Source organism: uncultured Algoriphagus sp., from assembly GCF_963974835.1.
GTDB lineage: Bacteria > Bacteroidota > Bacteroidia > Cytophagales > Cyclobacteriaceae > Algoriphagus.
In genome coordinates this window covers 428,274-454,202 of sequence record NZ_CAXBET010000002.1, presented here as the reverse complement: position 1 = coordinate 454,202, position 25,929 = coordinate 428,274, and the positions used below count along the sequence as shown (strand labels likewise).

The 25,929-nt window shown below is 38.4% G+C and carries 30 protein-coding genes; 20 read left to right on the top strand and 10 right to left on the bottom strand.

Annotated elements, in window-relative coordinates; translation table 11 throughout:
- Both AACZ73_RS07990 and AACZ73_RS07985 read right to left on the bottom strand, forming a co-directional pair.
- On the bottom strand, positions 1–229 hold a 229-nt coding region (locus AACZ73_RS07990; protein WP_339876969.1), incomplete at its 3' end, for a hypothetical protein.
- Positions 230–253: 24 nt separating this feature from the next.
- Complete coding sequence (locus AACZ73_RS07985; RefSeq protein WP_339876967.1) at positions 254–445, bottom strand: hypothetical protein; 192 nt, start codon at positions 443–445, stop codon at positions 254–256.
- 95 nt (positions 446–540) lie between these two features.
- Between AACZ73_RS07985 and AACZ73_RS07980 the strand changes: the two genes are divergently transcribed.
- From AACZ73_RS07980 to msrB, 4 genes are all read left to right on the top strand, one after another.
- Positions 541–1,005 (top strand): helix-turn-helix transcriptional regulator, encoded by a 465-nt coding sequence (locus AACZ73_RS07980; RefSeq protein ID WP_339876965.1) that lies wholly within the window; start codon positions 541–543, stop codon positions 1,003–1,005.
- 761 nt (positions 1,006–1,766) lie between these two features.
- Positions 1,767–2,642, top strand: a complete 876-nt coding sequence (locus tag AACZ73_RS07975; RefSeq protein WP_339876963.1) for an aldose 1-epimerase family protein — start codon at positions 1,767–1,769, stop codon at positions 2,640–2,642.
- Between the two features lie 12 nt (positions 2,643–2,654).
- On the top strand, positions 2,655–3,140 hold the full coding sequence (locus AACZ73_RS07970) for a peptide-methionine (S)-S-oxide reductase (protein ID WP_339876962.1): 486 nt from the start codon (positions 2,655–2,657) through the stop codon (positions 3,138–3,140).
- 21 nt (positions 3,141–3,161) lie between these two features.
- Entirely contained in the window at positions 3,162–3,605 is a 444-nt protein-coding gene (msrB, locus tag AACZ73_RS07965) for a peptide-methionine (R)-S-oxide reductase MsrB (RefSeq protein ID WP_339876961.1), read from the top strand.
- A 64-nt stretch (positions 3,606–3,669) separates the two neighbouring features.
- On the opposite strand, the gene AACZ73_RS07960 is transcribed toward msrB, so the two are convergent.
- The 4 genes from AACZ73_RS07960 to AACZ73_RS07945 all read right to left on the bottom strand — a co-directional run bounded on the left by AACZ73_RS07960 (position 3,670) and on the right by AACZ73_RS07945 (position 8,000).
- Positions 3,670–4,317 carry an NAD(P)H-binding protein gene (locus AACZ73_RS07960; RefSeq protein ID WP_339876959.1) on the bottom strand — a complete coding sequence of 216 codons (648 nt, stop codon included), beginning with the start codon at positions 4,315–4,317 and terminating at the stop codon, positions 3,670–3,672.
- A gap of 280 nt (positions 4,318–4,597) precedes the next feature.
- Positions 4,598–5,686, bottom strand: coding sequence for a PmoA family protein (locus tag AACZ73_RS07955; protein WP_339876957.1), 1,089 nt, complete (start codon positions 5,684–5,686; stop codon positions 4,598–4,600).
- A 61-nt stretch (positions 5,687–5,747) separates the two neighbouring features.
- Positions 5,748–6,626 carry a sugar phosphate isomerase/epimerase family protein gene (locus tag AACZ73_RS07950; RefSeq protein WP_339876956.1) on the bottom strand — a complete coding sequence of 293 codons (879 nt, stop codon included), beginning with the start codon at positions 6,624–6,626 and terminating at the stop codon, positions 5,748–5,750.
- Positions 6,627–6,629: 3 nt separating this feature from the next.
- Positions 6,630–8,000, bottom strand: a complete 1,371-nt coding sequence (locus tag AACZ73_RS07945; RefSeq protein WP_339876954.1) for a Gfo/Idh/MocA family oxidoreductase — start codon at positions 7,998–8,000, stop codon at positions 6,630–6,632.
- A 405-nt stretch (positions 8,001–8,405) separates the two neighbouring features.
- On the opposite strand from AACZ73_RS07945, the gene AACZ73_RS07940 reads away from it, so the two are divergent.
- From AACZ73_RS07940 to AACZ73_RS07895, 10 genes are all read left to right on the top strand, one after another.
- Positions 8,406–9,047 (top strand): hypothetical protein, encoded by a 642-nt coding sequence (locus tag AACZ73_RS07940; RefSeq protein WP_339876953.1) that lies wholly within the window; start codon positions 8,406–8,408, stop codon positions 9,045–9,047.
- The gene (locus AACZ73_RS07935) at positions 9,047–9,757 is read left to right on the top strand and encodes a DUF3307 domain-containing protein (protein WP_339876951.1); all 711 of its coding nucleotides are present in this window, start codon (positions 9,047–9,049) and stop codon (positions 9,755–9,757) included. Before AACZ73_RS07940 ends, AACZ73_RS07935 begins: the two co-directional genes overlap by 1 nt.
- A complete protein-coding gene (locus AACZ73_RS07930) occupies positions 9,758–10,660 on the top strand; it encodes a bile acid:sodium symporter family protein (RefSeq protein WP_339876950.1) in 903 nt (300 codons plus the stop codon).
- A gap of 34 nt (positions 10,661–10,694) precedes the next feature.
- The gene (locus AACZ73_RS07925; RefSeq protein ID WP_339876949.1) at positions 10,695–11,696 is read left to right on the top strand and encodes a 1-acyl-sn-glycerol-3-phosphate acyltransferase; all 1,002 of its coding nucleotides are present in this window, start codon (positions 10,695–10,697) and stop codon (positions 11,694–11,696) included.
- Between the two features lie 76 nt (positions 11,697–11,772).
- A complete protein-coding gene (hppD, locus tag AACZ73_RS07920) occupies positions 11,773–12,867 on the top strand; it encodes a 4-hydroxyphenylpyruvate dioxygenase (protein WP_339876947.1) in 1,095 nt (364 codons plus the stop codon).
- 80 nt (positions 12,868–12,947) lie between these two features.
- Entirely contained in the window at positions 12,948–13,544 is a 597-nt protein-coding gene (locus AACZ73_RS07915; RefSeq protein ID WP_339876945.1) for a DUF502 domain-containing protein, read from the top strand.
- Between the two features lie 57 nt (positions 13,545–13,601).
- Positions 13,602–14,624: a DNA topoisomerase IB gene (locus AACZ73_RS07910; RefSeq protein WP_339876943.1), complete on the top strand. Its 1,023-nt coding sequence runs from the start codon at positions 13,602–13,604 to the stop codon at positions 14,622–14,624.
- 62 nt (positions 14,625–14,686) lie between these two features.
- Positions 14,687–15,646, top strand: a complete 960-nt coding sequence (locus tag AACZ73_RS07905; RefSeq protein ID WP_339876941.1) for a mechanosensitive ion channel family protein — start codon at positions 14,687–14,689, stop codon at positions 15,644–15,646.
- Positions 15,646–16,668: a YihY/virulence factor BrkB family protein gene (locus AACZ73_RS07900; protein WP_339876940.1), complete on the top strand. Its 1,023-nt coding sequence runs from the start codon at positions 15,646–15,648 to the stop codon at positions 16,666–16,668. Before AACZ73_RS07905 ends, AACZ73_RS07900 begins: the two co-directional genes overlap by 1 nt.
- 236 nt (positions 16,669–16,904) lie before the next feature.
- Positions 16,905–18,635, top strand: a complete 1,731-nt coding sequence (locus AACZ73_RS07895) for a phospho-sugar mutase (protein ID WP_339876938.1) — start codon at positions 16,905–16,907, stop codon at positions 18,633–18,635.
- Between the two features lie 55 nt (positions 18,636–18,690).
- Here AACZ73_RS07895 and AACZ73_RS07890 read toward each other — a convergent pair whose 3' ends face one another.
- Genes AACZ73_RS07890 through AACZ73_RS07880 form a run of 3 tightly spaced genes read right to left on the bottom strand, consistent with a single transcriptional unit; the run spans position 18,691 to position 21,791 of the window.
- Positions 18,691–19,656: an L-histidine N(alpha)-methyltransferase gene (locus AACZ73_RS07890; RefSeq protein ID WP_339876937.1), complete on the bottom strand. Its 966-nt coding sequence runs from the start codon at positions 19,654–19,656 to the stop codon at positions 18,691–18,693.
- Between the two features lie 3 nt (positions 19,657–19,659).
- Positions 19,660–20,805, bottom strand: coding sequence for an ergothioneine biosynthesis protein EgtB (gene egtB, locus AACZ73_RS07885; RefSeq protein ID WP_339876936.1), 1,146 nt, complete (start codon positions 20,803–20,805; stop codon positions 19,660–19,662).
- Between the two features lie 41 nt (positions 20,806–20,846).
- Complete coding sequence (locus AACZ73_RS07880) at positions 20,847–21,791, bottom strand: succinylglutamate desuccinylase/aspartoacylase family protein (RefSeq protein ID WP_339876935.1); 945 nt, start codon at positions 21,789–21,791, stop codon at positions 20,847–20,849.
- Between the two features lie 182 nt (positions 21,792–21,973).
- Here AACZ73_RS07880 and murB point away from each other — a divergent pair, with 182 nt between their 5' ends.
- On the top strand, positions 21,974–22,987 hold the full coding sequence (gene murB / locus AACZ73_RS07875; RefSeq protein WP_339876933.1) for a UDP-N-acetylmuramate dehydrogenase: 1,014 nt from the start codon (positions 21,974–21,976) through the stop codon (positions 22,985–22,987).
- Here the strand turns inward: murB and AACZ73_RS07870 are convergent.
- The gene (locus AACZ73_RS07870) at positions 22,984–23,466 is read right to left on the bottom strand and encodes a dCMP deaminase family protein (RefSeq protein ID WP_339876932.1); all 483 of its coding nucleotides are present in this window, start codon (positions 23,464–23,466) and stop codon (positions 22,984–22,986) included. The genes murB and AACZ73_RS07870 overlap by 4 nt on opposite strands.
- 139 nt (positions 23,467–23,605) lie before the next feature.
- Here AACZ73_RS07870 and AACZ73_RS07865 point away from each other — a divergent pair, with 139 nt between their 5' ends.
- From AACZ73_RS07865 to AACZ73_RS07845, 5 genes are all read left to right on the top strand, one after another.
- On the top strand, positions 23,606–24,184 hold the full coding sequence (locus tag AACZ73_RS07865; protein ID WP_339876931.1) for a DUF4136 domain-containing protein: 579 nt from the start codon (positions 23,606–23,608) through the stop codon (positions 24,182–24,184).
- Positions 24,185–24,397: 213 nt separating this feature from the next.
- Entirely contained in the window at positions 24,398–24,754 is a 357-nt protein-coding gene (locus tag AACZ73_RS07860; protein WP_339876929.1) for a response regulator, read from the top strand.
- A 265-nt stretch (positions 24,755–25,019) separates the two neighbouring features.
- Complete coding sequence (locus AACZ73_RS07855) at positions 25,020–25,202, top strand: hypothetical protein (RefSeq protein ID WP_339876928.1); 183 nt, start codon at positions 25,020–25,022, stop codon at positions 25,200–25,202.
- A gap of 71 nt (positions 25,203–25,273) precedes the next feature.
- The gene (locus AACZ73_RS07850) at positions 25,274–25,423 is read left to right on the top strand and encodes a hypothetical protein (protein ID WP_175499650.1); all 150 of its coding nucleotides are present in this window, start codon (positions 25,274–25,276) and stop codon (positions 25,421–25,423) included.
- Positions 25,424–25,453: 30 nt separating this feature from the next.
- Positions 25,454–25,921 carry a DUF6526 family protein gene (locus AACZ73_RS07845; RefSeq protein WP_339876926.1) on the top strand — a complete coding sequence of 156 codons (468 nt, stop codon included), beginning with the start codon at positions 25,454–25,456 and terminating at the stop codon, positions 25,919–25,921.
- The last annotated feature ends 8 nt before the right edge of the window (positions 25,922–25,929 follow it).

Sequence of the window (25,929 nt, the reverse complement as noted above, 5' to 3'; positions counted from 1 at the left end):
ATATGGATTGCCATTCGTGTGGCATGCACTTCCAGGATACAAGAGCCTCATTTCCCTTTCCTCTTCCTTCCTTCAGTCTGAATCCTGGAGTACGATTTGCTCGATGCTTAAAAGCATGGTAACTCATCAGCCCCATTGAATAGGGATGTCTCTTGTCGGAGTCACTTAAAAGATAACTTAGGCGTACTCCAATCTGATTGTTGTAAATCTCGTAAGGTGAAATCTGCATGGTTACTAGTGGTTAATTGCGTGGTTATATTGATTCTAGGACAGCCTTTAGTTTGGGAATTATATTGACACCCTTGTAATGCCCATTTATAGTCTCATTGAGAGTCTTTCTAGAACATCCGATTAGCTCTGCAATCTGCTCCTGAGTCATTTCTGACTTGAATACCTCGATTGAGAGATATTTATTTTCAGGATACCTGGGTTCTTTCTTTTTCATAGTTCTTGATTACCTTTGTTACTATTAACACAAAGTATGTCAATCATATTGACAAACGCAAATCATAATGTCAATTATTTTAACAATTATTTGAAATGGATTTTTTGAGATTGAATATCAAGTACTTAAGAGTAATAAATGGTCTTACTCAAGTTCAGTTAGCTGAAATTTTAGATGTTTCCAGAAGCAATATTGCTAGTTATGAAAGCGGGACGATACCTCCTGTCGATATTGTTCACAGGCTTGTCAATCATTTTAACATAAAGTTCAATGATTTTATAGAAAAGGATCTATCAAGTTTTGAATCAAAAAATGTGAATACTGTATTGATAAATACAGATAGGGAAATACCAAATATCCCTAAGCAAACTAGTCAGGTTAATGAGCAAGTAAACCCGATTGATTTTTACAGGGCAAAAAATATAGAGTCTCTAGAAAGGATTATTACTGCCCAAGAAACCGTGATAAGAACTCAGCAGGATACAATTGACGCGTTAAAGGAAGTCATTACCGAAATCCGGCCAAAATCAACCAAGAAAGAGTTTCATAAATCCCAATAATTCCACACGCACACACTTTTTATTAATTAAAACCTTTAAAAATCAACCTAATGGCTTGATTTTCAGTTGTTTATTTGATTTTGTTAAATGTTTGAATGTGGTTTTATAGGGTACCAAATAATCATTAATTAGCTCTTTAATTGTCAAAAAATAATGCTATAGGGTATTGAAAGGCGTTTTTTTAACGGTTTTTTGGCACCCTAAATGGCACCCTAACTGGCACCCATACCCACACATTTAGCAAAAATCAATGGAATTCATCACTCATTTTTCTAGCTGCTTTTGATAAAAAAATAATGCTTTAAAGGTCTTTTAAATCCCCTTTGTAGGCACTTTAAACGGGCATAATGGAAGTTTTTAAGCCGTTTTGGCATACATTAGCCTTTGTGATGATAGCACGATGGAAGAGGATGGAAGAGAAGGACGTTTCGATTTCAGCCGTTTACCTAGCTAAAACCATTAAAAAAGCCTCTCCATTTGCTAGAGAGGCCGTTTTTCCACCGTTTTATAAAAATGCCGTTTTAGTACGGTTCGTATTGTGCCCTATACTTTTGGAAGCAACTTTCATCTTTTATTAAAAATCTATTAAGAGATTCTTCGTTTTATACCAGTCCTAAGTGGGGTTAAATGAAGGGAGAACGATTTTATCTTAAAAATGTATGCTTTAAACTTCAGAATCACGAAAATAAATTTTGATATATTAACCATAATAGAATCTCTTTTTACCACCAATTTTAATTCTTAGCGAAAATTAAGTAATCATGAATTATACACTAGAGTCTGCAGAATTAACCATAGCAGTCAATCCAATTGGAATGGAACTCAGTTCCATCAAATCAAAACTTACAGGCGTCGAATATATGTGGCAAGCTGACCCAACTATCTGGAAGGGACAGGCGCCGGTACTTTTTCCAATTGTCGGAGCACTCAAAGATGGCTATACCCTCATAAATGTTGAGAAATATGAAATGCCAAAGCATGGATTAGTTCGGAATTCTTCCAAACCTGAACTTATCAAACAAACTGATAATTGTCTATCATTTCGCTTGACATGGGATCAAGAAACGTTACAGCATTACCCATTCAAATTCCAGCTTGAAATATCTTTCATTCTTTCAGGTAAAACGTTGGAGATAAAACATCAAATCACCAATCTTGATAATGTACCCATGCCATATTTTCTTGGTGGACATCCTGCATTCAACTGTCCATTGCTGCCTGGAGAGATATATGAAGATTACAGGATTCAATTTCCACAGCAAGAAACTGATAGTACTTGGTTGATCGACGAACAAGGACTGATTAAAAATGAGCCAAAACCATTTATAGAAAATAGTAATATTATTCCATTGAGTAAGGACTTATTCGACGATGACGCACTAATTTTCAAGCATTTGAAATCCAAAGAAGCAACGCTTTCCCATAAAGAAAAGGGCGCAATTTTGACTGTAAAATTTGATGATTTTGATTACTTAGGAATTTGGGCAAAACCTGCAGCTCCATACGTTTGCATAGAACCCTGGTTAGGCATAGCAGATAGTTCAGATTCCAATCATGAGTTTACCAAAAAAGAAGGATTGTCTTTAGTAGAACCAAACCAAAGCGAAACCAAAAGCTATTCTATCATTGTTGTATAGAAAAAAAATGTAATGACTGAACAGAAGATTGGTTTTGGAGGAGGATGCCATTGGTGCACAGAAGCTGTATTTCAGTCCCTGACCGGAGTAAATAAAGTAGAACAAGGCTGGATAGCTTCTGATGGCGAAAATAGCAGTTTCTCTGAGGCCGTGATTCTTAACTATAATCCTGAGTCGATAAATCTTAAAACACTAATAGAAATTCATTTATTATCTCACTCAAGTATGGCTAATCATAGCCTTCGCAATAAATACAGATCTGCTATTTACTATTTGGATAAGTCACAAAGAGCTGAAGTGGAAAAAGCATTTTCAGAAGCTAAATTAATCTTGGATAAGGAACCTATTACCAAGGTTTTGTCCTTGTGTGATTTCAGGTCAAATAAGGAAGAGTTTTTGAATTACTATCAGAAAAGACAGGATGCTCCATTCTGCCAAACCTACATTTCGCCCAAACTTGTAATGCTCAGACGGCGTTACGCTAAACAACTTAATTAGAATTAAAACGAATTGAAAGATATGCTAAACTGGAATGACATTATAAAATTTGCTAACAATGGAAATCCTACACCGCCTAAAAGAGTGGAAAAAACGGATGCGGAATGGAAGGAGATTTTAAGTTCTGAAGAATACTATGTCGCCCGGCAAAAAGGAACTGAGCGGGCACACAGCTCTGAGCTTTGTAGCTTATTTGAGCCTGGATTGTATGCCTGTAAATGTTGTGGTACCCCTTTATTCGATTCAAATGAAAAGTTTGAAAGCGGAACAGGCTGGCCATCTTTTACTCAGCCGGTTGCGGTGGAAAATGTCGCTTACCATAAAGATATAAGCTTTGGAATGGTAAGAGTAGAGGCGCTTTGCAACGTATGTGATGCGCATCTTGGACATGTATTTCCGGACGGCCCTGCTCCTAGTGGATTGAGATATTGTATGAATGCAGTTTCACTGGAAAAAGTAAAGTAAAAGCAAAAAGTTAAATTTCTATTAAATTAATGAAGCAGGCCTAAAGGCCTGCTTCATTTTTTTTTTATTCAATATTTGCAATAAACGGAGCCTCTTTCAAGTGGCTTCCATTCTGCAAAACAGTAATAAGAAATCTAGCCAAGCTAGTAGCTGAAATATACTGTCCTGGACAATCAGTCAATGAAACAACAATCTCCGGAGCTTCATCAGTCTGCATTATCAAAGGCAATCTTACCAAGGTCCATTCTAATTTTGAGGCACGAAGAAGCTCATATTCCAACTGCCTATCTTTTGTGGATACCGGATAATTGGAGTACATCCAATCCGTGGCTGCACGTATTGTTTCTCCTTTTTGATCCATTTCAGTTTCCACGTTCAGTCCCGTAATCACAAGATAGCGGCTAACCCTATTTGCTTCCAATACTTCCAAAATTAGTTTGGTTGCCTTACTGAAAATTGTAGGCTCGCTGTGAGGAATCCCCATCCCTAGCAAACTTATTAATCCATCACAACCAGAAATTAGCGCTTGTAGCGCTTTCTTATCCAACAAATCACCAATAATTACTTCTATATTGGGATGTTTAGATGGAACTTTGCCGGGATTCCGGACAAGGACTTTAATTTTAAAATTTTGGCGAAGAAGCTCTTTAACCAAGAACACTCCGGATTTGCCTGTACCGCCGATCACAGCGATTTTATTGTAATTTTTCATCTTTCTATAATTTCTTTGAGGTAAAAGGAATCCCAAACGATGATTAATAATCCGTATGCAAAACGTTTTATGCTTAATCGATTTTATGGGGTTCTTTATAAAGTTTAAGTAAAAATAAACCAAAGCATTCCCTAGCAGGAATAGCTTATTTACTTGCTAGAGAGCAAGAAGTTGGTTCTGTCAGATATTTTATAGAGAGATTTTAATAGGCTAAAATTAGCATAAAAAAGTAAAAGGGAGCTAATTAAAACTAGCTCCCTCTAAAAAGTAAATACGTATCTTACTTAGCCCATTCGATATAATCCTGGCTAACCTGACCTTCTAAAATACTTTCATTGGAATAGATGATAACTCTATATTTGAAGGTTGCCGATTCTCCTTTTTCCAATTTGAAATTTAACTCCTCTTTACCATCACTCAATGCTTTTTGCCCCAAAGGGTTTGCTGCAAACAAGCCATATCCTCTTGCATGCCAATAGGTTGGATATCCTGGGTTAGATGGAAAATCTAAGATAGCTACAGAGATATTTTCGTCATTGATTTTACCTGTGAGGCTTACCCAATCCCCTCTAGTTCCCCACACATCATCACCCTTAATTCCTTCACTACTCAAATACATTCCAGTAATTCCTTCATTATTCATTGTTGGAACATCAGTGGCAACTCCTGAAGCATCCGTGAAAATCTCCGGTTTATTGGACGGATGCTCCAGCTGTCTTGCTGTGCGTAAGCCAAGCATCCCTTCCTTGTTGTCTGTCAATTTTACTTCACCGTTTGGAGCCGTCAAGGTGGCGATCCGATCTATAGTACGCTGATCATCTTTTCCGCTGAAAATAAAAGTGGTGTTTTCTGTTAAAAGAACCTCTCCAGCGTTATTCATCCAATCCAAGCTCACTTCCAATACACCTCCCTCTTTTCCACTTTTCACAGAGTTGATGGATTTGTGTACGATATGACCATATTTGGTTTTGTCAGTGATCGCCGAAGAATTGTTCCAAAAGTCCAGTCCATTCACATCACCATAATTGAACCAGAGGCCCAAATGATGAGGGTGATCAACCCGCTCTCCTGGCCTAGGACTGATAGGCCATCCACGGGTAATTGCATTTCCATTAGCAGTATTTATAGGATAAAGTACAGGTTTCTCCAATGAATCAGGATAGATATAAGAAGTAAAAAACTCTCCATCAATGATTACATCTACTTTCTTTGCAGCATCATCTCTAATGAGTTCTATCCTATCTTTCATTTCCTCAGTTTCTTTTTCAGTTTCTGTTTTTTTATCAGAAGATCCACAAGCAAAAGTCATTGTATATAAGGCAACTAACGTTAGATAGGTAAAGTATTTTTGTCTGTTTAAAATCCGCATAGAATTTATGGATTTAGGGTTTAGTAATTAAATGTAAAAGTGCTATTCGTTTCAGGAAAAGTTATTTATTCCCCTTCTTCAGCTGATTGAATAATGTCAGCTGTTCCTTCAGTGCAGCTACTCGATCGGCAGGTTCAGTTCTAGCTTCCATCAGAATCCAGCCATCATAGTTGATGTCATTAAATAATTTGAAAAGTTCTGGATAAGGATAATCGCCTTCATTGAATTCCCTGACGTGTACCGTGTCTCCAAACCATTTTTTTACGGAATTGAAATTCTCTTCAAGGCCAGGCGGAAGTAGATCTTCGGCATTGCAGTTCCAGCATATTTTCACTGCAGGCTCGGTGACCTGTTCAAAAATCGCTTTCATATTGGGTAGCTCTTGTGTCAAATTCCCATGAACCTCCACCCTTACTAACTGCCCATATTCTGAGGCAAACTTTCCAACTTCATTAAAGGAAGCAGCTATCTGAGAGATCGTCTTTTCCTTTGGAACCCCTTCAGGTAGATTGTTTGGCTTCACCTTAATTCCAGTGGCACCAATATCTTTGCAAAGTTTTATATATTCTTTTGTTTCGTCTACATTCTTTCGTACAACTGCCGGATCCGTACTATGGTATTCGAAATTACTACCATATCCTAAGCAAGTTACCTTGCTATCCTTAAAGCGTTTTTTAACTTCGGCACGCTCTGCAGCATTTAGACTTGTTTCCACTCCGTGCTCATGTTCTGTTCGAAGTTCTACTCCCAGCACCCCTGCTTTTTCACAGTTAGCGATCAGCGTGGGAAGATCCCAGTCTCGTCCCCATTGATAGGTTACCAATCCGAATTTCATGTTCGACTTTGCCATGGCAAAGACATCCAAGGGAAATTGCATAGCAGCAAGACTTACACTAGCTACTACGCTTTTCTGCATAAAATTTCTTCTAGAATTACTCATAAATCAAACTTTGTTTGGAACTGTGTAAGGATCACGGTAATCTCTAGTAAGCATTTTATCTGCTTCCTTGTCCTTTACAAACTTTTCAGTCGTCCCATCAAATCTCAATTCACGGCCGGTGAGGTACGATACATTGGCGATAAGTGGAAGCACAGAAGATTTGAAACCTTCTTCGATATCACAATGAAGGGTTTCATTATTTTCTGCACGTATGGCATCCAAAAAATTGGCATAATGCTCGGCACCACCCGGTGCTGCGAGTACTTGACTACTCGGAGCTGGAGCAGTTTCTTTCTTTGATTGGGCGAAAGGTTCTTTTCCTTTCTCACGAAATGCTTTCCAAGTACCGCCGTCTAGTTCCAGATAACCTTTGGTTCCATAAAACACATTTCCTATGTGGATGCCTAAGCTTGATTCGCCATTCGTGTATCTTCCACGGGTCTCAAATTCAAGCATGGTTCCATCTGCGTATTTGAAAACTGAACTTTGAGTATTTGGAGTTTCCTGAGAGCATTCATTTGGATCTATTCCGTAGATTCCTCCTGCTGAATACACTGAAATTGGATGTTCATTCTTATTCATTCCCCAGCGAGCTACGTCAAATTGGTGTGGACCTTGGTTTCCTGTATCACCGTTTCCTGTGGCCCAGTGCCAATGCCAGTTGTAATGAACTTTCTTTTCATTGTATGGAATCATCTGCGCCGGACCTCTCCAATAATCGTAATGTAAGGATGCAGGCGGTGTGCTGTCTGCTACTTTACCAAAAGAATCGCGAGGCTTAAAGCAAGTTCCTCTTGCCATATATACATCCCCAATTCCTCCGCCATGAAGGAATTCCATAGCTTCCATCACATTTGCAATGGAGCGGTTTTGGAATCCTACCTGCACTCTTCTATCATATTTGCGGGCTGCTTCTACCATTTTTCTGCCTTCCCAGACATTGTGACTTGCTGGCTTTTCTATGTATACATGCTTCCCTGCTTGGCATGCCCAGATAGTTCCCAGCGCGTGCCAGTGATTTGGAATAGCCATAGATACTGCATCTAATTCCTTATCCTCGAGTACCTTTCGCATATCCCATTCCGTGGTTGGAGTGACGCCGGTTTTATCGATGACTACTTTTGATTTCTCAGAGAAATACTGCTCATCTGCATCACAAAGCGTTTTTAGTCTTACGTTACGATTATCTTTCAGGGCACACCACTGATCGATGTGATTGCTGCCTTGTCCGCGGATACCTATCACCGCCAGATTGATCCGCTCGTTTGCGCCGATGATGGAAGCGTACGATTTTGCACTCATACTCATTCCTGCCATGGCTATTCCGGCAGTTCCTAAGAGACTTTTCTTAATGAATTCTCTTCTTTTTTCCATTTTGATTTAAGGTTACAGGGTTTTTTATTATTCTTCCTAAGTTTATTCTCTTCTTCTTGATTGGCTGATTTACAGCATTTCATATGGTTATAATTGTTTTAAATAGCCCCAATGATTTCCCGGACCAATTAGCAATTATTTTGTGTTTGCCTTTTCTTTTATTCTATTTCACCTACGAATTTTTAATCTAAACAATCTCTTCTTATCTATCAATACTAATTATTTATACACCCAAATAACTTGTGCAAACGATTGCTTTTATCCTCCTTTCCTAATCCTATTAACTGATCTTTATCACTACTTACGGTGATATTCCGGTTTATCACTGTAAATGGTGATATTCTGATTTATCACCGTAAATGGTGATATTTTGGATTATCACCGTAAATGGTGATATTTGAGATTATGACAGCAATTATAACAGGAGATATTATCAATTCCCGCGAGCTCAAAAGTCAGGATATATGGATCAAGCCATTCAAAGAATTGCTGGGCAACTGGGGACAAACTCCAAAGCAATGGGAAATCTTCCGTGGAGATAGTTTTCAACTGGAAATCGCAGATCCAACCGAAAGTTTACTCGCTGCACTACAGATCAAAGCGCTAATAAAAAGTCTTCCCTACCCTGACAAAAATAAAAGGAGTTCTCCAGTGGACGTGCGGATGGCAATTGGAATAGGTGCAAAAACTCACAATGCTGACAGCGTCTCTGAAAGCAATGGAGAGGCTTTTGTAAGGTCAGGTGAAAAATTTGAGCACCTGAAAAGCGAAATGGTCACCTTAGCAATCAACTCTCCCTGGGAAGAATGGAATGATGAAATGAATCTTTACCTGAAATTGGCCGGCATTCAAATGGACAGCTGGTCAATATCCTCAGGCGAATTAATGTCAGAAATGCTATCCAATCCAGATCGTACACAAGCGCAGATAGGAGAAATCCTGCATATCAACCAAAATTCTGTCAGCAAACGCTACAAAGCCGCAAATGGAGAGGATATTTTGGCTATGGAAAAATTATTCAGAAAGAAACTTAGTCAACTTCTGTAATGCTGATTTTAATCAAACTTATTCTCGCCCATCTCATTGGAGATTTTATACTTCAGCCCACCTCATGGGTAAAAGAAAAGGAGAAACGAAAAGCTACGTCGCCAAAGCTATATCTGCATGTGTTGCTTCATGGTGTGCTGGTGATATTAATACTTTGGGATTTTAGCCTATGGCCAATGGCGCTGACTATTACTCTAGCACATTCGGGTATAGATCTAATAAAGCTTTATGCGCAAAAGCCTAAAACTAAAACAACCTGGTTCATCGCAGATCAAATCTTACATATAGTAAGTATTTTCCTCATTTGGGTAGCTTTTACAGAGGTTTCTATTGATTTCGGGCAAATCCTACAAAGTCCGAGAATTCTTTCCCTTATCACTTTAATACTTTTCCTTACTCAGCCTACCTCAATTATTTTATCCAACCTGCTTAAAAAATGGTCTGATTCCATCCCTTCACAGCCCGACCAGTCTCTGCAGGATGCCGGCAAGTACATAGGGATTTTGGAGCGGCTATTTGTCTTTTCATTTATAGTGACTGGGCACTGGGAGGCCGTAGGTTTTTTGCTGGCAGCGAAATCTGTCTTTAGATTTGGCGATCTTCGAAAATCAAAAGAGAGAAAACTCACTGAATACATTCTGATCGGAACCCTGCTAAGTTTTGGTATTGCCATGGTTTCCGGTCTTATCTTTTTCTCTATTTCAAATTAAATGAACCCAAGCACCGAACTGGATTCGATCCAGCTGAATTTTTCTGCCAATGATTTACTGCTGCTCAATCTAGCCTTGGCTTTGATCATGTATGGGGTAGCACTAGATTTAAGATTTGAAGATTTCAAATACCTGATACAAAATCCAAAAGGTTTCTTTCTAGGGGTATTTTCACAGTTCCTATTATTGCCATTTCTTACCTGGTGTCTCGTGCTCATCATGCAGTCACCTCCTTCGGTAGCATTAGGAATGTTTCTCGTGGCAGCTTGTCCAGGTGGGAATGTCTCCAATTTCCTGACTAGTCTGGCAAAGGGAAACACCGCACTTTCAGTGAGCCTCACAGGATTCTCCAGTATAATTTCTATCATCACCACTCCTTTGAACTTTGCACTGTGGGCAGGATTTTATGCTCCCACCTCAAACCTCCTCAAAGAAATCAGTCTGGATTATACTGATGCCTTCTCTACAGTAGCATTAATCCTAGGTATTCCATTGATCTTAGGAATAATTACGCACAAGTATGCACATACATTTGCAGAGAAAGCCTCCAAAATTCTAAAGCCACTGAGCATATTAATTTTCGCTGCCTTTGTGGTAATCGCTTTTACAGGGAATTTTGAATTATTCACCAAATACATATCCCTCATCTTCCTATGGGTTTTGGCGCACAATTTCGTGGCTTTGGGGTCAGGATTTATTACAGGAAAGCTATTCAAACTTCCATTGGCTGATGTCAAAACAATCACGATAGAGACAGGGATTCAAAATTCAGGTTTGGGGCTGGTTTTGATTTTCACTTATTTTGATGGCCTTGGTGGAATGGCTATTATTACAGCCTGGTGGGGTATCTGGCACTTGATTTCAGGTATGACAATCGCAAGTCTTTGGAAATCAAAAAACTGAACAAGAAAACAGTTTGTGAAAAGCAAAAATATCAATGCAGTATATAGTAAATGAATTCCTTCGTATCCTCGTCAAGATATCTCTTAAGGGATATTTCAAAAAAATCATCATCGAGGGAAAGGAAAATGTTCCAAAGAATACTCCTATTCTTCTCGTGGCAAATCATCAAAACGCATTGATAGATCCTTTGCTTCTGGCTACTCATACAGGGCTAAAACCTTATTTTTTAACCCGTGCCTCAGTATTCAAAAAATCATTTGTTGCCAAGCTGCTGAATTTTATCTACATGCTACCCGTCTATAGAGTTCGTGATGGATTTTCTACTATTCAGCAAAATCAAGGCACTTTTGATCAGACTTATGAGGTCCTGCAAAAGAATGGAGCTGTGATCATATTTGCCGAAGGAAGTCATAGTCTAATACGAAATCTACGCCCACTGAGTAAGGGGTTTACAAGAATAGCTTTTGGACTAAAAGAAAAATATCCTGAAACCACTCCTGTGATCCTACCTGTAGCACTAGATTACTCTGCTCATAAGCGCTCAGGAAGTATAGTCCGAGTTACGATCGGAGAAGTAATTCCGGTCGACATGCCTGTTTCAAAATCCGGCTTGCTCACCAAGTCTGTTCAGGTTGCATTACAAAATCTGGTGGTAGAAATACCCAATGAAAACTATGATCAACATCTGGAAAGACTTCTGGAAAATAATGTGGATGTAAGTTCAAAGGCTGATGTAAGCCTGTTTCTAGAAACGGGTCAAGTTCCAAATCCTGTGGATGATGTTTCCGGGCTAAAGAATAAACTGATGAAAATCTTCCATTTCCCTCTATACTGGTTATGGCTGTGGAAAAAGCCTGGAGTGAAGGATCCGGTTTTCTCGTCCACCTGGAAGTTTTTAATTGGCTTCGCTTTGGCACCCTTATATTACTTTATTTTACTTTGGCTGGCTATGGACTCAGTCCTGGGTACCTGGGCATTAACCTTTTTGGTTATGGCTTTGATTACGATAGTAGGTAATAAAAACCCTCAGGAATAATCCCGGTCTTGACCAAATATTCTTTGGGATATTTTATAACTTTGATTATATAGGATAAACCCAAAATAACTGAAATATGAGTCAAGACTTTCTTCCTCTGAAAGGAACGGATTACGTAGAACTATACGTAGGCAATGCAAAGCAATCCGCACTTTACTATCAATATGCCTTCGGATATGAATTGATCGCTTATGCGGGACCAGAGACTGGAATTAAGGATAGAGCATCCTACGTGCTTAAGCAAGATAAAATCAGACTGGTACTTACTTCTCCTTTGCATCCAGAAGGCTCAATAGCTGAGCATATCAAGAAGCACGGAGATGGAGTAAAAGTCCTGGCTCTTTGGGTGCATGATGCATCACAATCTTGGAAAGAAACGACAGATCGTGGGGCAGTTTCAGCATCAGAACCTAACACGATTTCCGACGAGCATGGTGAGGTAGTCGTTTCTTCAATCAAAACTTATGGAGAAACCATCCATACATTTGTAGAACGCAGGAACTATAATGGTATTTTTCTTCCAGGATATCAACCTAGATCAAGTACTTATACTGCTGAACCAATCGGTCTTAAATATATAGATCACTGTGTCGGAAATGTGGAGCTCGGTGAGATGAATCGCTGGGTGAATTTTTACGAGAATGTAATGGGTTTCAAATTGCTTATCACATTTGATGATGAGGACATTTCCACTGAATATTCAGCATTGATGTCCAAAGTTGTTTCCAATGGAAATGGCTATGTAAAATTCCCTATTAACGAACCAGCAAAAGGCGAAAAGAAATCACAAATAGAGGAATACCTAGATTTTTACCGAGGTCCCGGTGTCCAGCATATGGCTATTGCTACGGATGATATTATTCACACCGTGACTGAATTGAGGAAAAGAGGCGTGGAGTTTCTAGTGGTGCCTACCTCCTACTACGACGATTTATTAGATCGTGTAGGAAAAATCGACGAAGATTTACAACCACTGAAAGACCTGAATATCCTCGTAGATCGGGATGATGAAGGCTATTTACTCCAAATCTTTACCAAACCTGTACAGGACAGACCAACACTTTTTTTTGAAATTATACAGCGTAAAGGTGCTAAGTCTTTTGGGAAGGGGAATTTCAAAGCACTTTTCGAGGCAATAGAAAGAGAGCAAGGGCTGAGAGGAAATTTATAAAATATGAGTCGGTAACAATAGCCGACTTTTTTTATTCACTATTAAATGAAAAGCTGTAATTTCTTTAAATTTTTACAACCATGAAATCAGCTCTAAGCTTCGTTTCCAATACGATAAAAGGAGGAATTTTCTTCCTATTCCCGATTGTGTTGGTCATTATTTTTTTAGAAAAAATAATTCACATACTTCGACCGATAGCAACCTCTCTGAGCAAGAGCTTAGGGCTTGAAAGTCCAAGTTTTGATGTCCCCTATTTCTTGGCTTTATTGATTATCCTGATTTTCTGTTTTATCGCAGGATGGGTAGCTAAACTTGGAGCGGGCAAGTGGCTGGTAAACTGGATTGAAAATCATATTCTTTTGCTTTTCCCAGGTTACCAACTTATGAAAAGTACTATGCAAACCAACGTGGGGCTAGACAGCGATAAAGATTACCCTGTTGTGTTGGTTCCCATAGATGGCTGGATGATCGCCTTCCATGTCGATACACTGGAAAATGGGGAAATTGTAGTTTTCGTTCCTTCAGCTCCAAATGTTTGGGAAGGAAACGTAATACTTTTTGACAAAAATAAAGTGCGTACCTCCCACCTTACACAAAAGCAAGCTGTACAATTGATCAAGCGACTTGGGGTCGGCACCAAGGATCTGTTGAATCAGAGCAATGTCCCACAGACCTAATCTCATTGCGCATGAGTATTGTAATGTAAATGGTATATCCTATAACAATACAAACCCATGGTTACAGCAGCCGAACTCCCAAAAGGTCTCGTTTACATCAGAGATTCTCAGCCTGGTATTCACAGGAAGAAAAAGGGACGTGGATTTACTTTTCTAGACAAAGACAATCAAAAGCTTGACAACGAATCACATTTAGAGCGAATAGAAAATCTAGTCATTCCTCCTGCCTGGAAAGACGTCTGGATCAGTCCAAAAAAGAATAGCTATTTACAAGCTACCGGAATAGATGAAAAGGGAAGAAAGCAATACCTCTATCACAAGAAATGGTCAGAATACACCCAAAAAATCAAATATGATGACCTGCTCAAATTTGGGTTTTATTTACCCAAACTGCGAGAGCGTTATCAAAAAGATTTGCGACAAAAAACCTGGAATAAAAATAAAGTTCTCGCTCTAGCTACAGCACTTTTGGATGAGCTGTATCTGCGGGTAGGAAATAAGCAATACACGGAGAGTAATAAAACTCATGGACTTACTACTCTGAGAAGGAAACATCTTAAGGAAGATGGATCTAGACTTTTGATCAATTACATCGCAAAAAGTGGTAAACAAAGGTCTGTAGCACTCACAAATAAGCGCCTGATTAGACTATTGAAAGATTGCTCACAGCTACCAGGATATGAGCTTTTCAGGTATCAGGAAGATAATGAATGGTACACTGCAGACTCTTCGGAATTAAACGAATATATCAGTGCTGAAGCTCCTGAAGGCGACTATTATACAGCAAAATATTTCAGAACCTGGGGTGCAAATAGCGTTTGTATCAAACATACCTGCGAAGTCGAATTGATGTGTAGTGAAACAAGAAAAAAACCTGAGCCGACCCTGATCAAAATGGTGGCGGAGGAGATGGGCCATACTGTAGCTGTTTGCAAAAGTTCATATCTACATCCAGAAATTCTATCCCATTGTCTAAATCCTCAAAAACTGAAGGATTGCCTGCCAAAAGACTTCTCAACTGATGGGTATAAAGAAGAGGAAGTCCAACTCATGAAAATCCTGTGTACTAAAGTAAACTAAGTAGGCAACTTTACCTTGGCATGCTTTTTTGACCTAAGTGCGGTTAAAGACCTATTTTATTTATGAATACAGCTGAAGTGTTAGGGTATGACACCCAAAGAATATTTGACAAAATCACGGATAAACTTAGCGGATGGATAGATATACTGGTAGAGAATCTACCTAATCTTGCATTAGCGATAATCCTTCTGATCTGCACAGTTTTCATTGCGAAAACACTCAAACGACTTTCTGCAACTTACATACACAAGCTGGGCACCAATGAAACCATCAGTCGGTTTCTAAGTCAGCTCATCTTTATCGCAATATTGATTTTTGGAGTCATGCTAGCGCTATCTGTGATGGATCTTAGTAAGACTGTTTCCTCTATTTTGGCTGGTTTGGGTATTATCGGACTGGCGTTAGGTTTTGCTTTTCAGGATACAGCTGCCAACTTCATTTCAGGTGTCTACATCACATTCAATCAGCCTTATAAAATTGGAGATATTATAAAAACCCATGATGGACATGAAGGATCAGTAATCGATATCAATCTGCGGGTTACCAAAATCAAAACATATAATGGACCAATAGCTTACATTCCCAATCGCTACCTCTTTCAAGAATGCTTTACTAACTTCACCGAATTTGCACAGCGTAGAGTACAAATAGATTGCGGTGTCAGCTATGGTGAAGATCTGGAATTTGTCGAAAAAGTGGCTTTGGAATCTGCAAGAAACGTTAGTACCAGATTGAAATCCGAAGAACCTACTCTATTTTGGACAGGGTTTGGTGATAGCTCAATTAATTTCACTTTGAATATCTGGTGCAAATTCGAGGTGCCTAATCTGGATTTTATTGCAGTTCGGAACGAAGCAATAATTTCTCTCAAGAAAGCTTTTGATAAAAATGATATTATGATCCCATTCCCTATCCGTACTTTGGACTTTGGAATCAAAGGTGGTGTTCAGCTGAACAAAGAATTAGCCTCTCTTACCAACACTGAGGAAAAAGGCTCCTCAAATAATACAAATGAGAGCTAATGGCAACTGAAGAAACTATGGGAAACATGACCCCGGTAAGGTTTAAACTCACGCATATCCCCAGCTTAATGGTGGAGAGTTTTAAACAATGGAACAATGCTGATCCATGGCGGCTAAGCGCCATTATCGCTTATTATGCAGTGCTGTCACTTCCCGCTTTGCTAATTATTGTAATCAATACAGTGGGAGCTATCTGGGGAGTTGACATAGTGACAGGAAGACTACAACATGAGCTATCTTCTGCTATGGGATCAGATACAGCAGAATTCCTTACAAGCATGGTTAAAGAAACTCAGACCAGCGGCAAGTCTACTGTAGCTTCCATTATCGGTATTGGAATTTTGATTTTTGGTGCATCAGGTGTTTTCTTCCATTTGAAGATCAGTATCAATTCAATTTGGGGATTAAAGCAGAATGATGATGTCAAATGGTATCGGATGTTATTGGATCGAGCAGTTAGCTTTGGGTTCGTTCTTGTACTAGGATTTCTCTTATTCATTAGTTTTATACTTACTGCACTCTTATCCTTTTTCAGTGATTTCATTAGCAGTATCTTACCTGAGTTCGTTGTCGTTTTTGCCTTTTTATTAGATTTCATTATCTCCTTCGGAGTGATTGCAGCATTATTTGCTCTTATATTCAAGTATTTACCCGATGCAAAAATCCAATGGAAATCAGTTTGGGTTGGCGCTTTGCTGACGTCCTTACTTTTTTCAATTTCTAAATACTTATTGGGAATTTATTTTAGCACTGCTGAGCCCGGATCCACTTATGGAGCGGCAGGATCAATTATTCTTGTACTACTTTGGGTTTCCTATTCGTGTTTGATTTTCTTCTACGGAGCGGAATTTACCAAAGTCTTTTCGATCCGATATGGCTACGGAATTATTCCTAAAAAACATTATTCAAGGGTAAAAAAAAAAGAAGTAGTACTTGAGGGAGATTTTATGCCTCCGCCTGCTGATCCTTTGCCTGAAGGCGAAAAGGACGACCTTCAGGATGATTTGAAAAATAATACTTAGCCCTTTATGAATTTATGAGTAAATGGAGAATTGATAACTCAAAGTTGTTCAGAATTTTCTTAAGTGAATCTCACCTTAGTTTAGAAAACAGAATTTGAAAAGCCTAAGCGTAGTTTTCGTCAACTTTCAATTCACCACATCATTAAATTAAAATCCACAGATTCAACACCTAAAAAATTAACAGGTGGCATATTTTGTGAATTTATATATCTTAGAACCTCAATAATTTTTAAAACATGACAACCATAGATCCCAGCATCTTAGCCAAAGCAGATACTTGGCTTAGTGGCAATATCGATGAAGATTCGAAAGCCCAAATCCGCACCCTAATTGATCAAAATCCTTCTGAGCTATCAGATTCATTCTACCAAGATTTGGAATTTGGTACAGGAGGACTAAGAGGACTTATGGGCGTGGGAACAAATCGTATGAATGTCTACACTGTCGGAATGGCCACTCAAGGACTCGCTAATTATCTTCTGAAATGCTTTCCAGGTGAGACAATCCGAGTAGCAATTACGCACGATTGCAGAATAAACAATACCCTTTTCGCAACGACCACTGCCAATGTATTGACAGCAAACGGAATTCATGTATTGTATTTCAAAGAAATGCGACCGACTCCTATGCTATCATTTGCTGTCAGACATTACGATTGTAAAAGTGGAGTAATGATTACTGCATCACATAACCCGAAGGAATACAATGGCTACAAGGCCTATTGGGATGATGGTGCTCAGGTCGTAGCTCCTCATGATAAAAATATAATTGATGAAGTGAAGAAAATCACTTCGTTTGACGATGTGAACTGGGATAAAAATGATGAGCTATTCCAATACATAGACGAAGACTTTGACAAAGTTTATTTGGATCTAGTCAAAGGCTTGAGCTTGGCTTCGGATGCAATTGCTTCTCAAAAGGATATGCCAATTGTCTTCTCTCCAATTCATGGAGCATCGGGTAAAATGGTGCCTGCTGCATTGAAAGTATTTGGATTTGAAAATGTAAACATTGTCAAAGAACAAGCAGAACCCGATGGAAATTTTCCAACAGTAATTTATCCTAATCCGGAAGAAGCAGAAGCACTGACACTTTCAATTAAATTGGGAAAAGAAATCGGTGCGGAATTGGTATTGGCCTGTGATCCTGACGGTGATCGCTATGCCGCTGCTGTACCCAATTCCTCAGGGGAGTTTGAGCTATTGAACGGTAACCAAACAGGCGCACTTCTTACCTATTACTTACTTAGTCAATGGAAAAAGTCGGGTAAACTTGATGGTAATCAGTATATGGTGAACACCATCGTGACTACCGAATTGATCGATAAAATCGCTGGAGGGTTTGGCGTGAAATGCTTCTCCGTATTGACTGGATTTAAAAATATTGCTGCTGTAATCAAAGATCTTGAAGGTAAGCAGACATTTATAGGTGGCGGAGAAGAATCTTATGGCTATTTGGTAGGTGACTTCGTACGGGATAAAGACGGTGTAAGTGCTTGCGCCATGGTCGCTGAAGCTATAGCCTATTATAAGACTCAAGGTAAATCAGTATTCGACGTATTAGCGGAAATTTACTCGCAGTTCGGATTTTATAAGGAATCTCTAATTTCTGTAACCAAAAAAGGCAAGGATGGAGCCGATCAGATTCAAGCTTTGATGACAGACTTTCGTCACCACCCACCAGCGGAAATGAATGGTGTGGAAGTCGTGAAGATTGTGGATGTGAAAGAAAGTACAATCAAAGATGTCAAGTCCGGAAAATCTGAAAAACTGGATATGGATAAATCGAATGTGATGCAGTTCTATCTTGCAGACGGCAGTAAAATCTCTGCGAGACCTTCTGGTACCGAGCCAAAAATCAAATATTACTTCTCTGTGAATGCTCCACTTACAGATCAATCTGATTACAGAAAAGTTGAAGCTGAATTGGAGGAAAGATTAGAAGGACTGAAAAGATATTTCAGCTAAAAATCAAAGGTTATAAAAATGAAAGCACTGATGTCTCAGTGCTTTTTTTATGTACTTACTTTTTCTCCCATAAAACGTCCGCAAAATAACCATCAGAATCCAGAAAGTTCTGATTCACTTCAAAACCTCCCAAAGATGCTAAATGACTAATTTCAGACAAGCTGTATTTTTTAGAAATTTCAGTGAAGATCGACTCAAACGCCTCAAATTCGAAGGTCTGATTTAATGCACCTATAGATACAGCCTGAGATTTTAGAGAAACCAAATAGCTCCGACATTCGCCACTCACTGGATCGTAAGTAGGCCAATGCACAAATGAATTCCTGTCAAAATCAGCATCTAACTCTCTATTGATTCTATCAAGCAAATTCATATTAAACTCACGGGTAACTCCCTGTTCATCATTATAGGCATCCAAAATAATATTTGGGTTTTTCTTCAAATCAAAACCCAACAAAACTTGGTCACCTTTTCTTGTGCCTACTCTAAGGTGATCGATAATATTTTTAGCTTCCTCTACTCCGAAGTTGCCCAGATTAGCACCCAAAAAAAGAATAAGATTAGGTCGACCATTTTCCCATTCCTGATTTTTGAGTGATTCTCTATAGGTTGATTGAATGGGATTAACTTCCAGATTAGGCATTTCTTCCCCCAGACTTTGCTCTAATTCCTCCAACACAGATCCGGAGAAATCAACTGGATAGTAGATAAAATCAATTTCATTGTTTACTAAAAACCTTAGTAAAATTTTGGTTTTCAGTCCATCTCCAGCTCCAAGTTCAATTAGATTGAAAGGTTTGCCAATTTTTAGAATTGAATTCAAGATCTGCTCATGCTGACCTTCCAAAATCTCATATTCTTTTCTAGTAAGATAATATTCTGGCAAAGCCATGATCTGCTGAAACAGCTTATCGCCTTTTGCATCGTAGAAATATTTGGAAGGTAAAGTTTTAGGAGTGGAATTTAGGCCGAGCATTACATCCTGTGCAAAAGTGCCAAAATCCGTATTTTTTGCGTTCATAAATTAGAGTGATTTGGCAAGTCGAATACCCATGAATTGCCATCTGTATTTTGGGTGAAAAAAGTTTCTATAGGTTGATCTGGAGTGCCCGTCAGAAGTGGCGACAGACCCACCTCGCAGAACCATTTGATTAATCATAAATTTGCCATTGTATTCTCCTATCGCTCCAGGAGCTACTGTAAAACCTGGGTAAGGCAGATAGGCAGAGTTTGTCCATTCCCATCTTTTTCCCCAGTCAAATTGATTTTGAGCTACCTCCCATTCAAACTCAGTGGGGAGCCGCATTCCCTTCCAAGCAGCAAATGCAGAAGCTTCGTAGAAATTCACATGCGCAACAGCCGCTTTTTTATCAATTTCTTTCAAACCATCCAGCGTATAATAAAACCAAGCTCCGTCTTTCTTCTCCCAATAGAGTGGTGCTTTTACTTTAAGCTCGTTGGCGCAAGCCCAACCTTCATCATGCCAATAGGCAGGACTTTCATATCCTCCAGCATTTATAAATTCTAGGTACTCTGCATTGGTAATAAGGGATGATGAAATTGCAAAGTCTTGTATATATACCTTGTGCGGATTAAGCTCGTTGTCATAGCAGAAATCCTTTCCATTGTAACCTATCTCATAAATTCCGGACTTTATTGAAATCCAATTTGAATCAGGTTCATACTCGTATTCACCTATATTCATTACACTTGGATTCAGCGGATTGAACCACAAACTATACTTTAAATCAGTAATCAATAATTCCTGATGTTGCTGCTCATGATTCATTCCTAGAATCACCAAATCATCGATAAGTGGATTCTTTTTTTCTATAAGCCTTTGCATCGCATCATCTACATAGGCTCTGTAGGTTTTCACTTCCACTACAGATGGTCGTGACATTAGGCCTCGTTGATTTCTTGCGGTTCTTGCACCTAAGGAATTATAGTAGGAATTGAAAAGAAAATTAAACTGGGGATGTTTAACCACATAACTGGGCTCATTCGGCACCAAAATAAACTGTTCAAAAAACCACGTGGTATGAGCCAAATGCCATTTTGGAGGACTTACCTCTTCTGATGCCTGTAAGCTGTAGTCCTCAGTAATTAAGTTTTCGCAAAGGAATAAAGAGTGATTTCTTACGCTTTGAAAAGCTTGTGATAACTCCATAAAAATCTGATAGATAGATTACTATATTTCTTTTGTTATGTTTATTCCCTACCAATGTGCACTAATGCATCACCAACATTGATTACTGGCATATTGTTCATGCCTATAATATGACCATTTGTTGGAGCTTTGACAGGAATTTTCACCTGCCCGTAAGGATCCGAAATCCGTGCCAAGATCTGCCCTTTACGTACTGATTCACCTACCTTGACGCTCGAATTGAAAATCCCGGAAGCCTTTGCTCTGACCCAATTACTCTCTTTTAAAAAAATGCTCTCCTGAGCTGGAGGTGCATCGGCAAGCATTCCCAAGCTGGCCAACATACGCTTAGTTCCATTCACGCCTTCCTCAATACCATATTCATCCAGACGCATAGACTCCCCTCCTTCAAAAACCATAATATGCTTTCGCGCTTTGTAAGCTTCTTTCCTGAATGACTTTTCAATATATTTTGAATTGACTACATAGTGAGTACCAAAAGCTTTAGCCAACTCCAAGGCAACTTTGTCCTTATAATCCACCCTGATTTGTGGGAAATTGGTAAGCATACGACCTCCGGTATGGAAGTCTATTCCAAAATCAATCTGTGGGATGATTTCGCTGCTTATGATGTAAGCGATACTACCAGCCAAAGAGCCTTTTTTACTTCCTGGAAAACTTCTATTTAAGTCTCTGCCATCCGGAAAAGTTCTGCTGTTTGAGAGAAATCCATAAATATTCACCAAGGGAATAAAGATTAAGGTGCCTCTTAAAAGTTCTAGTCCTTCGTCTACCTCTTCTAATAAACGCTTCGCAGTCACGACACCGTTGATTTCATCCCCATGCACTCCCCCACTAATCAATACTACAGGACCATCTTTCTTTGAGGAGCGAATGAAAATGGGCAGATCAATTAAGGTGTGGGTGGGAAGTTTGGCGATTGCAATTTCAATGTTCATAGATTGGCCAGGTCTGATACGCACGCCATTTATAACCAATTCTTTCATCTGTTTATTAATATGTTTTCAAAGGCCACTCTAGCTTTACAAGCAGAAAGTTTATATGGCTGTAAATTATCCTTCATATGGCGTTCTTATCAAAGTCTATTTGGGCGGAATAAACTTCTAATGGGTAAATTCATTTCCTATTGGAACAAAATCTTGCTTATTTCGCAAGGCACTCTCCATATATGAATATACTAGAAAACATCTCCCTCAAGGCATACAATACGTTTGGAATTGATAAATCTGCCCGATTTTTTACTGAAGCTAAATCAATTGATGAGCTCAAAGAAGCGTTGGTATGGGCTAAAAATCAGAAAATCAAAGCATTAATTTTAGGTGGTGGTAGCAATATTTTACTGACACAAAACCTCGATACCCTAGTAATCAAAATAGAAATTGAAGGAATCAAAATTATCGGAGAGACAGATGAATCTTATCTTGTAGAAGTTGGAGCAGGCGTGAATTGGCATCAATTAGTTCTCACTGCAATAGAGAATAACTGGGCTGGAATAGAAAATCTATCCTTAATTCCAGGAACTGTGGGAGCTTCACCAATGCAGAATATCGGGGCTTATGGAGTGGAGATCAAAGATGTGTTTTGGAGTTTAAAAGCTCTCAATATCGATAGCTTAAAGATCGAAGAATTCAATGCTGATGAGTGCCAATTTGGCTACAGAGAAAGTGTTTTCAAAAACAAGCTAAAGGATAAATACGTGATTTGTTCGGTAGTATTCCGACTGAAAAAAGAACCTGAATACCATATTGAATACGGTGCAATTCAAGAAACTTTAGAATCCTCAGGAATAAATGAGCTCAGCCTAAAAGCAATCTCTGATGCAGTAGTTCAAATCCGTCAATCCAAACTCCCTAATCCTAAGGAAATTGGAAATGCGGGTTCATTTTTTAAAAATCCAACAATACCTAATACACATTTTGAACAATTAAAGAGTCAATACCCATCTATTCCCGGCTATCCAAATGAAGAAGGTATAAAAGTTCCAGCAGCCTGGCTTATTGAGCAGTGCGGTTGGAAAGGAAAGAGATTTGGAGAAATAGGCGTTCACAGTAAGCAGCCATTGGTTTTAGTGAATTTTGGAGATGGGGATGGGAACGATATCAAAAAACTGGCGGAGAAAATACAGCATTCAGTGTTAGAGAAATTTGATATTTCTATTCAACCCGAAGTGAATTTTCTCTAAACCAATTGGTCATTGACTTCCAGCGTCTTTTCATACTTATCTACCCGAACACCAAATTTGCGTAGGAAATCCACCCCTTCATCTGATCCAATCCCTTTATATTCGGCATAAGAATAGAGATATATGACTCTAGAAATTCCCATTGAGAAAATTATACGAGAACAGGCAAGACAGGGAGAAAGTGTCACAAAAAGAGTAGAACCTTCCACAGTTGTATTATTTTTAACTGCATAGAGAATTGCGTTTTGCTCAGCATGGAGAGCCAATGAGCAACTACCTTTACTATCCCTTGCGCAGCCCCGATCAGGAAATTCCACATCACAATTATGCGTACCCGCAGGAGGTCCATTATAACCTATAGAAATTATCCGGGTATCTTTTGTGAGAACGGCTCCCACATGCTTCTTTATACAATGGGAACGTTTGGCCAAGTTGACCGCCAATTCCATAAAAATATCATCAAAATCAGGTCTATTCATTTCGTATAATTTGACCAAAATTAGCATTTGAAATTGAAGGCAAACAAAAATTCATAAATATTAGGCAGAAGTTTTTACTTAACATCTTAATCTAACTTTCTAATCGATTCCACGTTTTGGAAGGAAAAGCCTAATAAAAATGAATCGCCAGAATCCATATTTCATTTCACTTATTTTCTTTTCTGCACTCATATTTAGCTCATGCAGTTCTATTGATATTTTCAAAGAAAATATTGAAACCCCTATCAGAAAAAAATACAGCTCATTTGTCATTATCAATCAGGAGATAGGTATGAGAGGGTTTTCCTCGCAATTTATAGATCAACAAGTGCAGATTCACCTGCAAGAGGCGCTTGAATCTCAAGGGTTAGTTTATGATAAAACCGGACCGGAATTAGTCATTCGGTATACCTCGAACGAAGATACAAGAAAGAGAGAGACTTATCAAAACAACAATACTTATCCCTATTGGGGATATAGAGTTTGGGATCCGTGGATGTATAATCCATACTACAACAATCGCAATAGTACTAAAACCACAACTTATGAATTGGTGCAAGTAATAGTCGATTTTATAGATTCTAAAGAAGATAAATTATTGATGACTTTGACAGGGGTTACCGAAGTCACTTCAGAGAAAACCAAGAGCAAGAAGGTTCTTAAAACTACCGATAAAATTATTGAATCCTTCCTATATGACATGAACGAATCTGAGTAGCAGTAACTTATATTTTTTAATTTTTCTTTACAAAAGAAAATAATTGTTAGCCAGAAATTCGAAATGACTTGATTTGAAAATGTCAGGTTGGTACCGCTTATAAAATAATATAAAACAATTCACTCTTAATTGGCAAAATATTTGTAAAAATATAATTACCTATTACTTTTGTAGTAGTTATAATGTATTTCAGCCACTAATTTTTGCACTTTAATGCTAACAATTGTCTTAATAGATGATGATCCCATCAGTACATTTGTTACTGAAAAACTCATTTCCAGGAATGTAAATGAACCGTGTAAATTTTATAAGTTCCAGAGTGCCAAAGCTGCACTTCAAGAAATCTACTCTATAAACGCTAATTACCTGTTTTTGGATTTAAATATGCCAGAAATGACTGGTTGGGATTTCTTAGACCGCTTTAATACTGATAAGAACGAAGCTCAAATCTACATTTTGAGTAGTTCCGTGGACGAAAGAGACATTGACAAAGCAAGTGGATACAGTGTTGTTAAAGATTACCTCTCCAAGCCCCTCATAAAAAAAATCATTAAATCAATATTCGCCTAGTCAAAATTTGATTATTCGTAAATAGGTTAATTACTAATAATCAAATCAATTTAAACTTGTTGAAGTTTATTATAAAGTTTTGATATATATCCAAAATTCCATCATTGATCAATTATGGAAATTACCTATCAAAAGAATAATGAAATGGGGTGAAAAGGGCTTGACCTAAAAAAGTTGAAAAAAAATTTATCTCCAGTATGGTGCTAAATAAATTTTTCTTTTAATTCGTAACGTTCAACTATTAAAAACCCCTATCTAAACTACTATGGAGGATTTTGACGACGATTACGAAGATGACGACAACTTCAATGATGAAGAGGAATTCGAAAGTGATTTCGAAGATGATTATGATCTTGATGAGGAAAATGAATTTGTCGATGACAACATTATGGATTTCGACGATGACGATGAAGACGAAGAAGATTTCGATGACGATCAATTCGATTAATTAGATTCCTTTGGTTAATTGGCTTTAAGAAATTATCTTCGAGCTATCTTTAGAAAATCAACAAATTGATCATGATACTACTTGACGTTTTCAGTTCTCCAATTGCTGGAGGAGCCCAAACCTTCCTTGTAATTGTATGTGTGCTAATCGGACTTGGAGCCGGGATCACTGCAATTGATACTAGAAGTACTTTCACAAAGAAGAAAAAAGCAGATCATTAAAAACTTATATTTTACTTAAAAAGGAGGCTAATGCCTCCTTTTTTTATGCCCTTATATATGACAACAACCCAGAATTTTGAGAATCACGCAAAGTACTTTCCACTACATCACTTCGTGATACTCCCCATGGCTCTAATTTTTCTAATTTGGACACTGGTAAGGTTGGACTTTAGCACAACCGAATCCGCTTCGGATAGTATTTATGCTCTGCTTTTAGCAATAACAGTTCTATTGGTTTCTTACTTACCCCGGATTCACGGTATCAAAAACCAGAATAGAATAATTCGTATGGAGATGAGGCAACGTTATTTTTTTCTCACTGGTAAAACACTTTATGAGAAAGAAAATCTAATTACTTCGGCTCAACTTATAGCATTAAGATTTGCCGGTGACGATGAGCTTATTGATTTGATGGAAAAAGTGATCAAAGAAAATACGACACCTAAAGAAATTAAGAAAAGCATTAAAAATTGGATGGCTGATCACCATAGAGTCTAATAAACATG

Coding starts and splice junctions, on each gene's coding strand:
- AACZ73_RS07870 (WP_339876932.1), bottom strand. CDS start 23,466: ATGAATAGACCTGATTTTGATGATATTTTTATGGAATTGGCGGTCAAC.
- AACZ73_RS07935 (WP_339876951.1), top strand. CDS start 9,047: ATGCTGATTTTAATCAAACTTATTCTCGCCCATCTCATTGGAGATTTT.
- hppD (WP_339876947.1), top strand. CDS start 11,773: ATGAGTCAAGACTTTCTTCCTCTGAAAGGAACGGATTACGTAGAACTA.
- AACZ73_RS07895 (WP_339876938.1), top strand. CDS start 16,905: ATGACAACCATAGATCCCAGCATCTTAGCCAAAGCAGATACTTGGCTT.
- AACZ73_RS07860 (WP_339876929.1), top strand. CDS start 24,398: ATGCTAACAATTGTCTTAATAGATGATGATCCCATCAGTACATTTGTT.
- AACZ73_RS07880 (WP_339876935.1), bottom strand. CDS start 21,791: ATGAAAGAATTGGTTATAAATGGCGTGCGTATCAGACCTGGCCAATCT.
- murB (WP_339876933.1), top strand. CDS start 21,974: ATGAATATACTAGAAAACATCTCCCTCAAGGCATACAATACGTTTGGA.
- AACZ73_RS07915 (WP_339876945.1), top strand. CDS start 12,948: ATGAAATCAGCTCTAAGCTTCGTTTCCAATACGATAAAAGGAGGAATT.
- AACZ73_RS07890 (WP_339876937.1), bottom strand. CDS start 19,656: ATGAACGCAAAAAATACGGATTTTGGCACTTTTGCACAGGATGTAATG.
- AACZ73_RS07845 (WP_339876926.1), top strand. CDS start 25,454: ATGCCTCCTTTTTTTATGCCCTTATATATGACAACAACCCAGAATTTT.
- AACZ73_RS07850 (WP_175499650.1), top strand. CDS start 25,274: ATGATACTACTTGACGTTTTCAGTTCTCCAATTGCTGGAGGAGCCCAA.
- AACZ73_RS07865 (WP_339876931.1), top strand. CDS start 23,606: ATGAATCGCCAGAATCCATATTTCATTTCACTTATTTTCTTTTCTGCA.
- AACZ73_RS07855 (WP_339876928.1), top strand. CDS start 25,020: ATGGAGGATTTTGACGACGATTACGAAGATGACGACAACTTCAATGAT.
- AACZ73_RS07905 (WP_339876941.1), top strand. CDS start 14,687: ATGAATACAGCTGAAGTGTTAGGGTATGACACCCAAAGAATATTTGAC.
- AACZ73_RS07955 (WP_339876957.1), bottom strand. CDS start 5,686: ATGCGGATTTTAAACAGACAAAAATACTTTACCTATCTAACGTTAGTT.
- AACZ73_RS07945 (WP_339876954.1), bottom strand. CDS start 8,000: ATGGAAAAAAGAAGAGAATTCATTAAGAAAAGTCTCTTAGGAACTGCC.
- AACZ73_RS07930 (WP_339876950.1), top strand. CDS start 9,758: ATGAACCCAAGCACCGAACTGGATTCGATCCAGCTGAATTTTTCTGCC.
- egtB (WP_339876936.1), bottom strand. CDS start 20,805: ATGGAGTTATCACAAGCTTTTCAAAGCGTAAGAAATCACTCTTTATTC.
- AACZ73_RS07975 (WP_339876963.1), top strand. CDS start 1,767: ATGAATTATACACTAGAGTCTGCAGAATTAACCATAGCAGTCAATCCA.
- AACZ73_RS07960 (WP_339876959.1), bottom strand. CDS start 4,317: ATGAAAAATTACAATAAAATCGCTGTGATCGGCGGTACAGGCAAATCC.
- AACZ73_RS07970 (WP_339876962.1), top strand. CDS start 2,655: ATGACTGAACAGAAGATTGGTTTTGGAGGAGGATGCCATTGGTGCACA.
- AACZ73_RS07925 (WP_339876949.1), top strand. CDS start 10,695: ATGCAGTATATAGTAAATGAATTCCTTCGTATCCTCGTCAAGATATCT.
- AACZ73_RS07985 (WP_339876967.1), bottom strand. CDS start 445: ATGAAAAAGAAAGAACCCAGGTATCCTGAAAATAAATATCTCTCAATC.
- AACZ73_RS07940 (WP_339876953.1), top strand. CDS start 8,406: ATGACAGCAATTATAACAGGAGATATTATCAATTCCCGCGAGCTCAAA.
- AACZ73_RS07910 (WP_339876943.1), top strand. CDS start 13,602: ATGGTTACAGCAGCCGAACTCCCAAAAGGTCTCGTTTACATCAGAGAT.
- AACZ73_RS07950 (WP_339876956.1), bottom strand. CDS start 6,626: ATGAGTAATTCTAGAAGAAATTTTATGCAGAAAAGCGTAGTAGCTAGT.
- msrB (WP_339876961.1), top strand. CDS start 3,162: ATGCTAAACTGGAATGACATTATAAAATTTGCTAACAATGGAAATCCT.
- AACZ73_RS07900 (WP_339876940.1), top strand. CDS start 15,646: ATGGCAACTGAAGAAACTATGGGAAACATGACCCCGGTAAGGTTTAAA.
- AACZ73_RS07980 (WP_339876965.1), top strand. CDS start 541: ATGGATTTTTTGAGATTGAATATCAAGTACTTAAGAGTAATAAATGGT.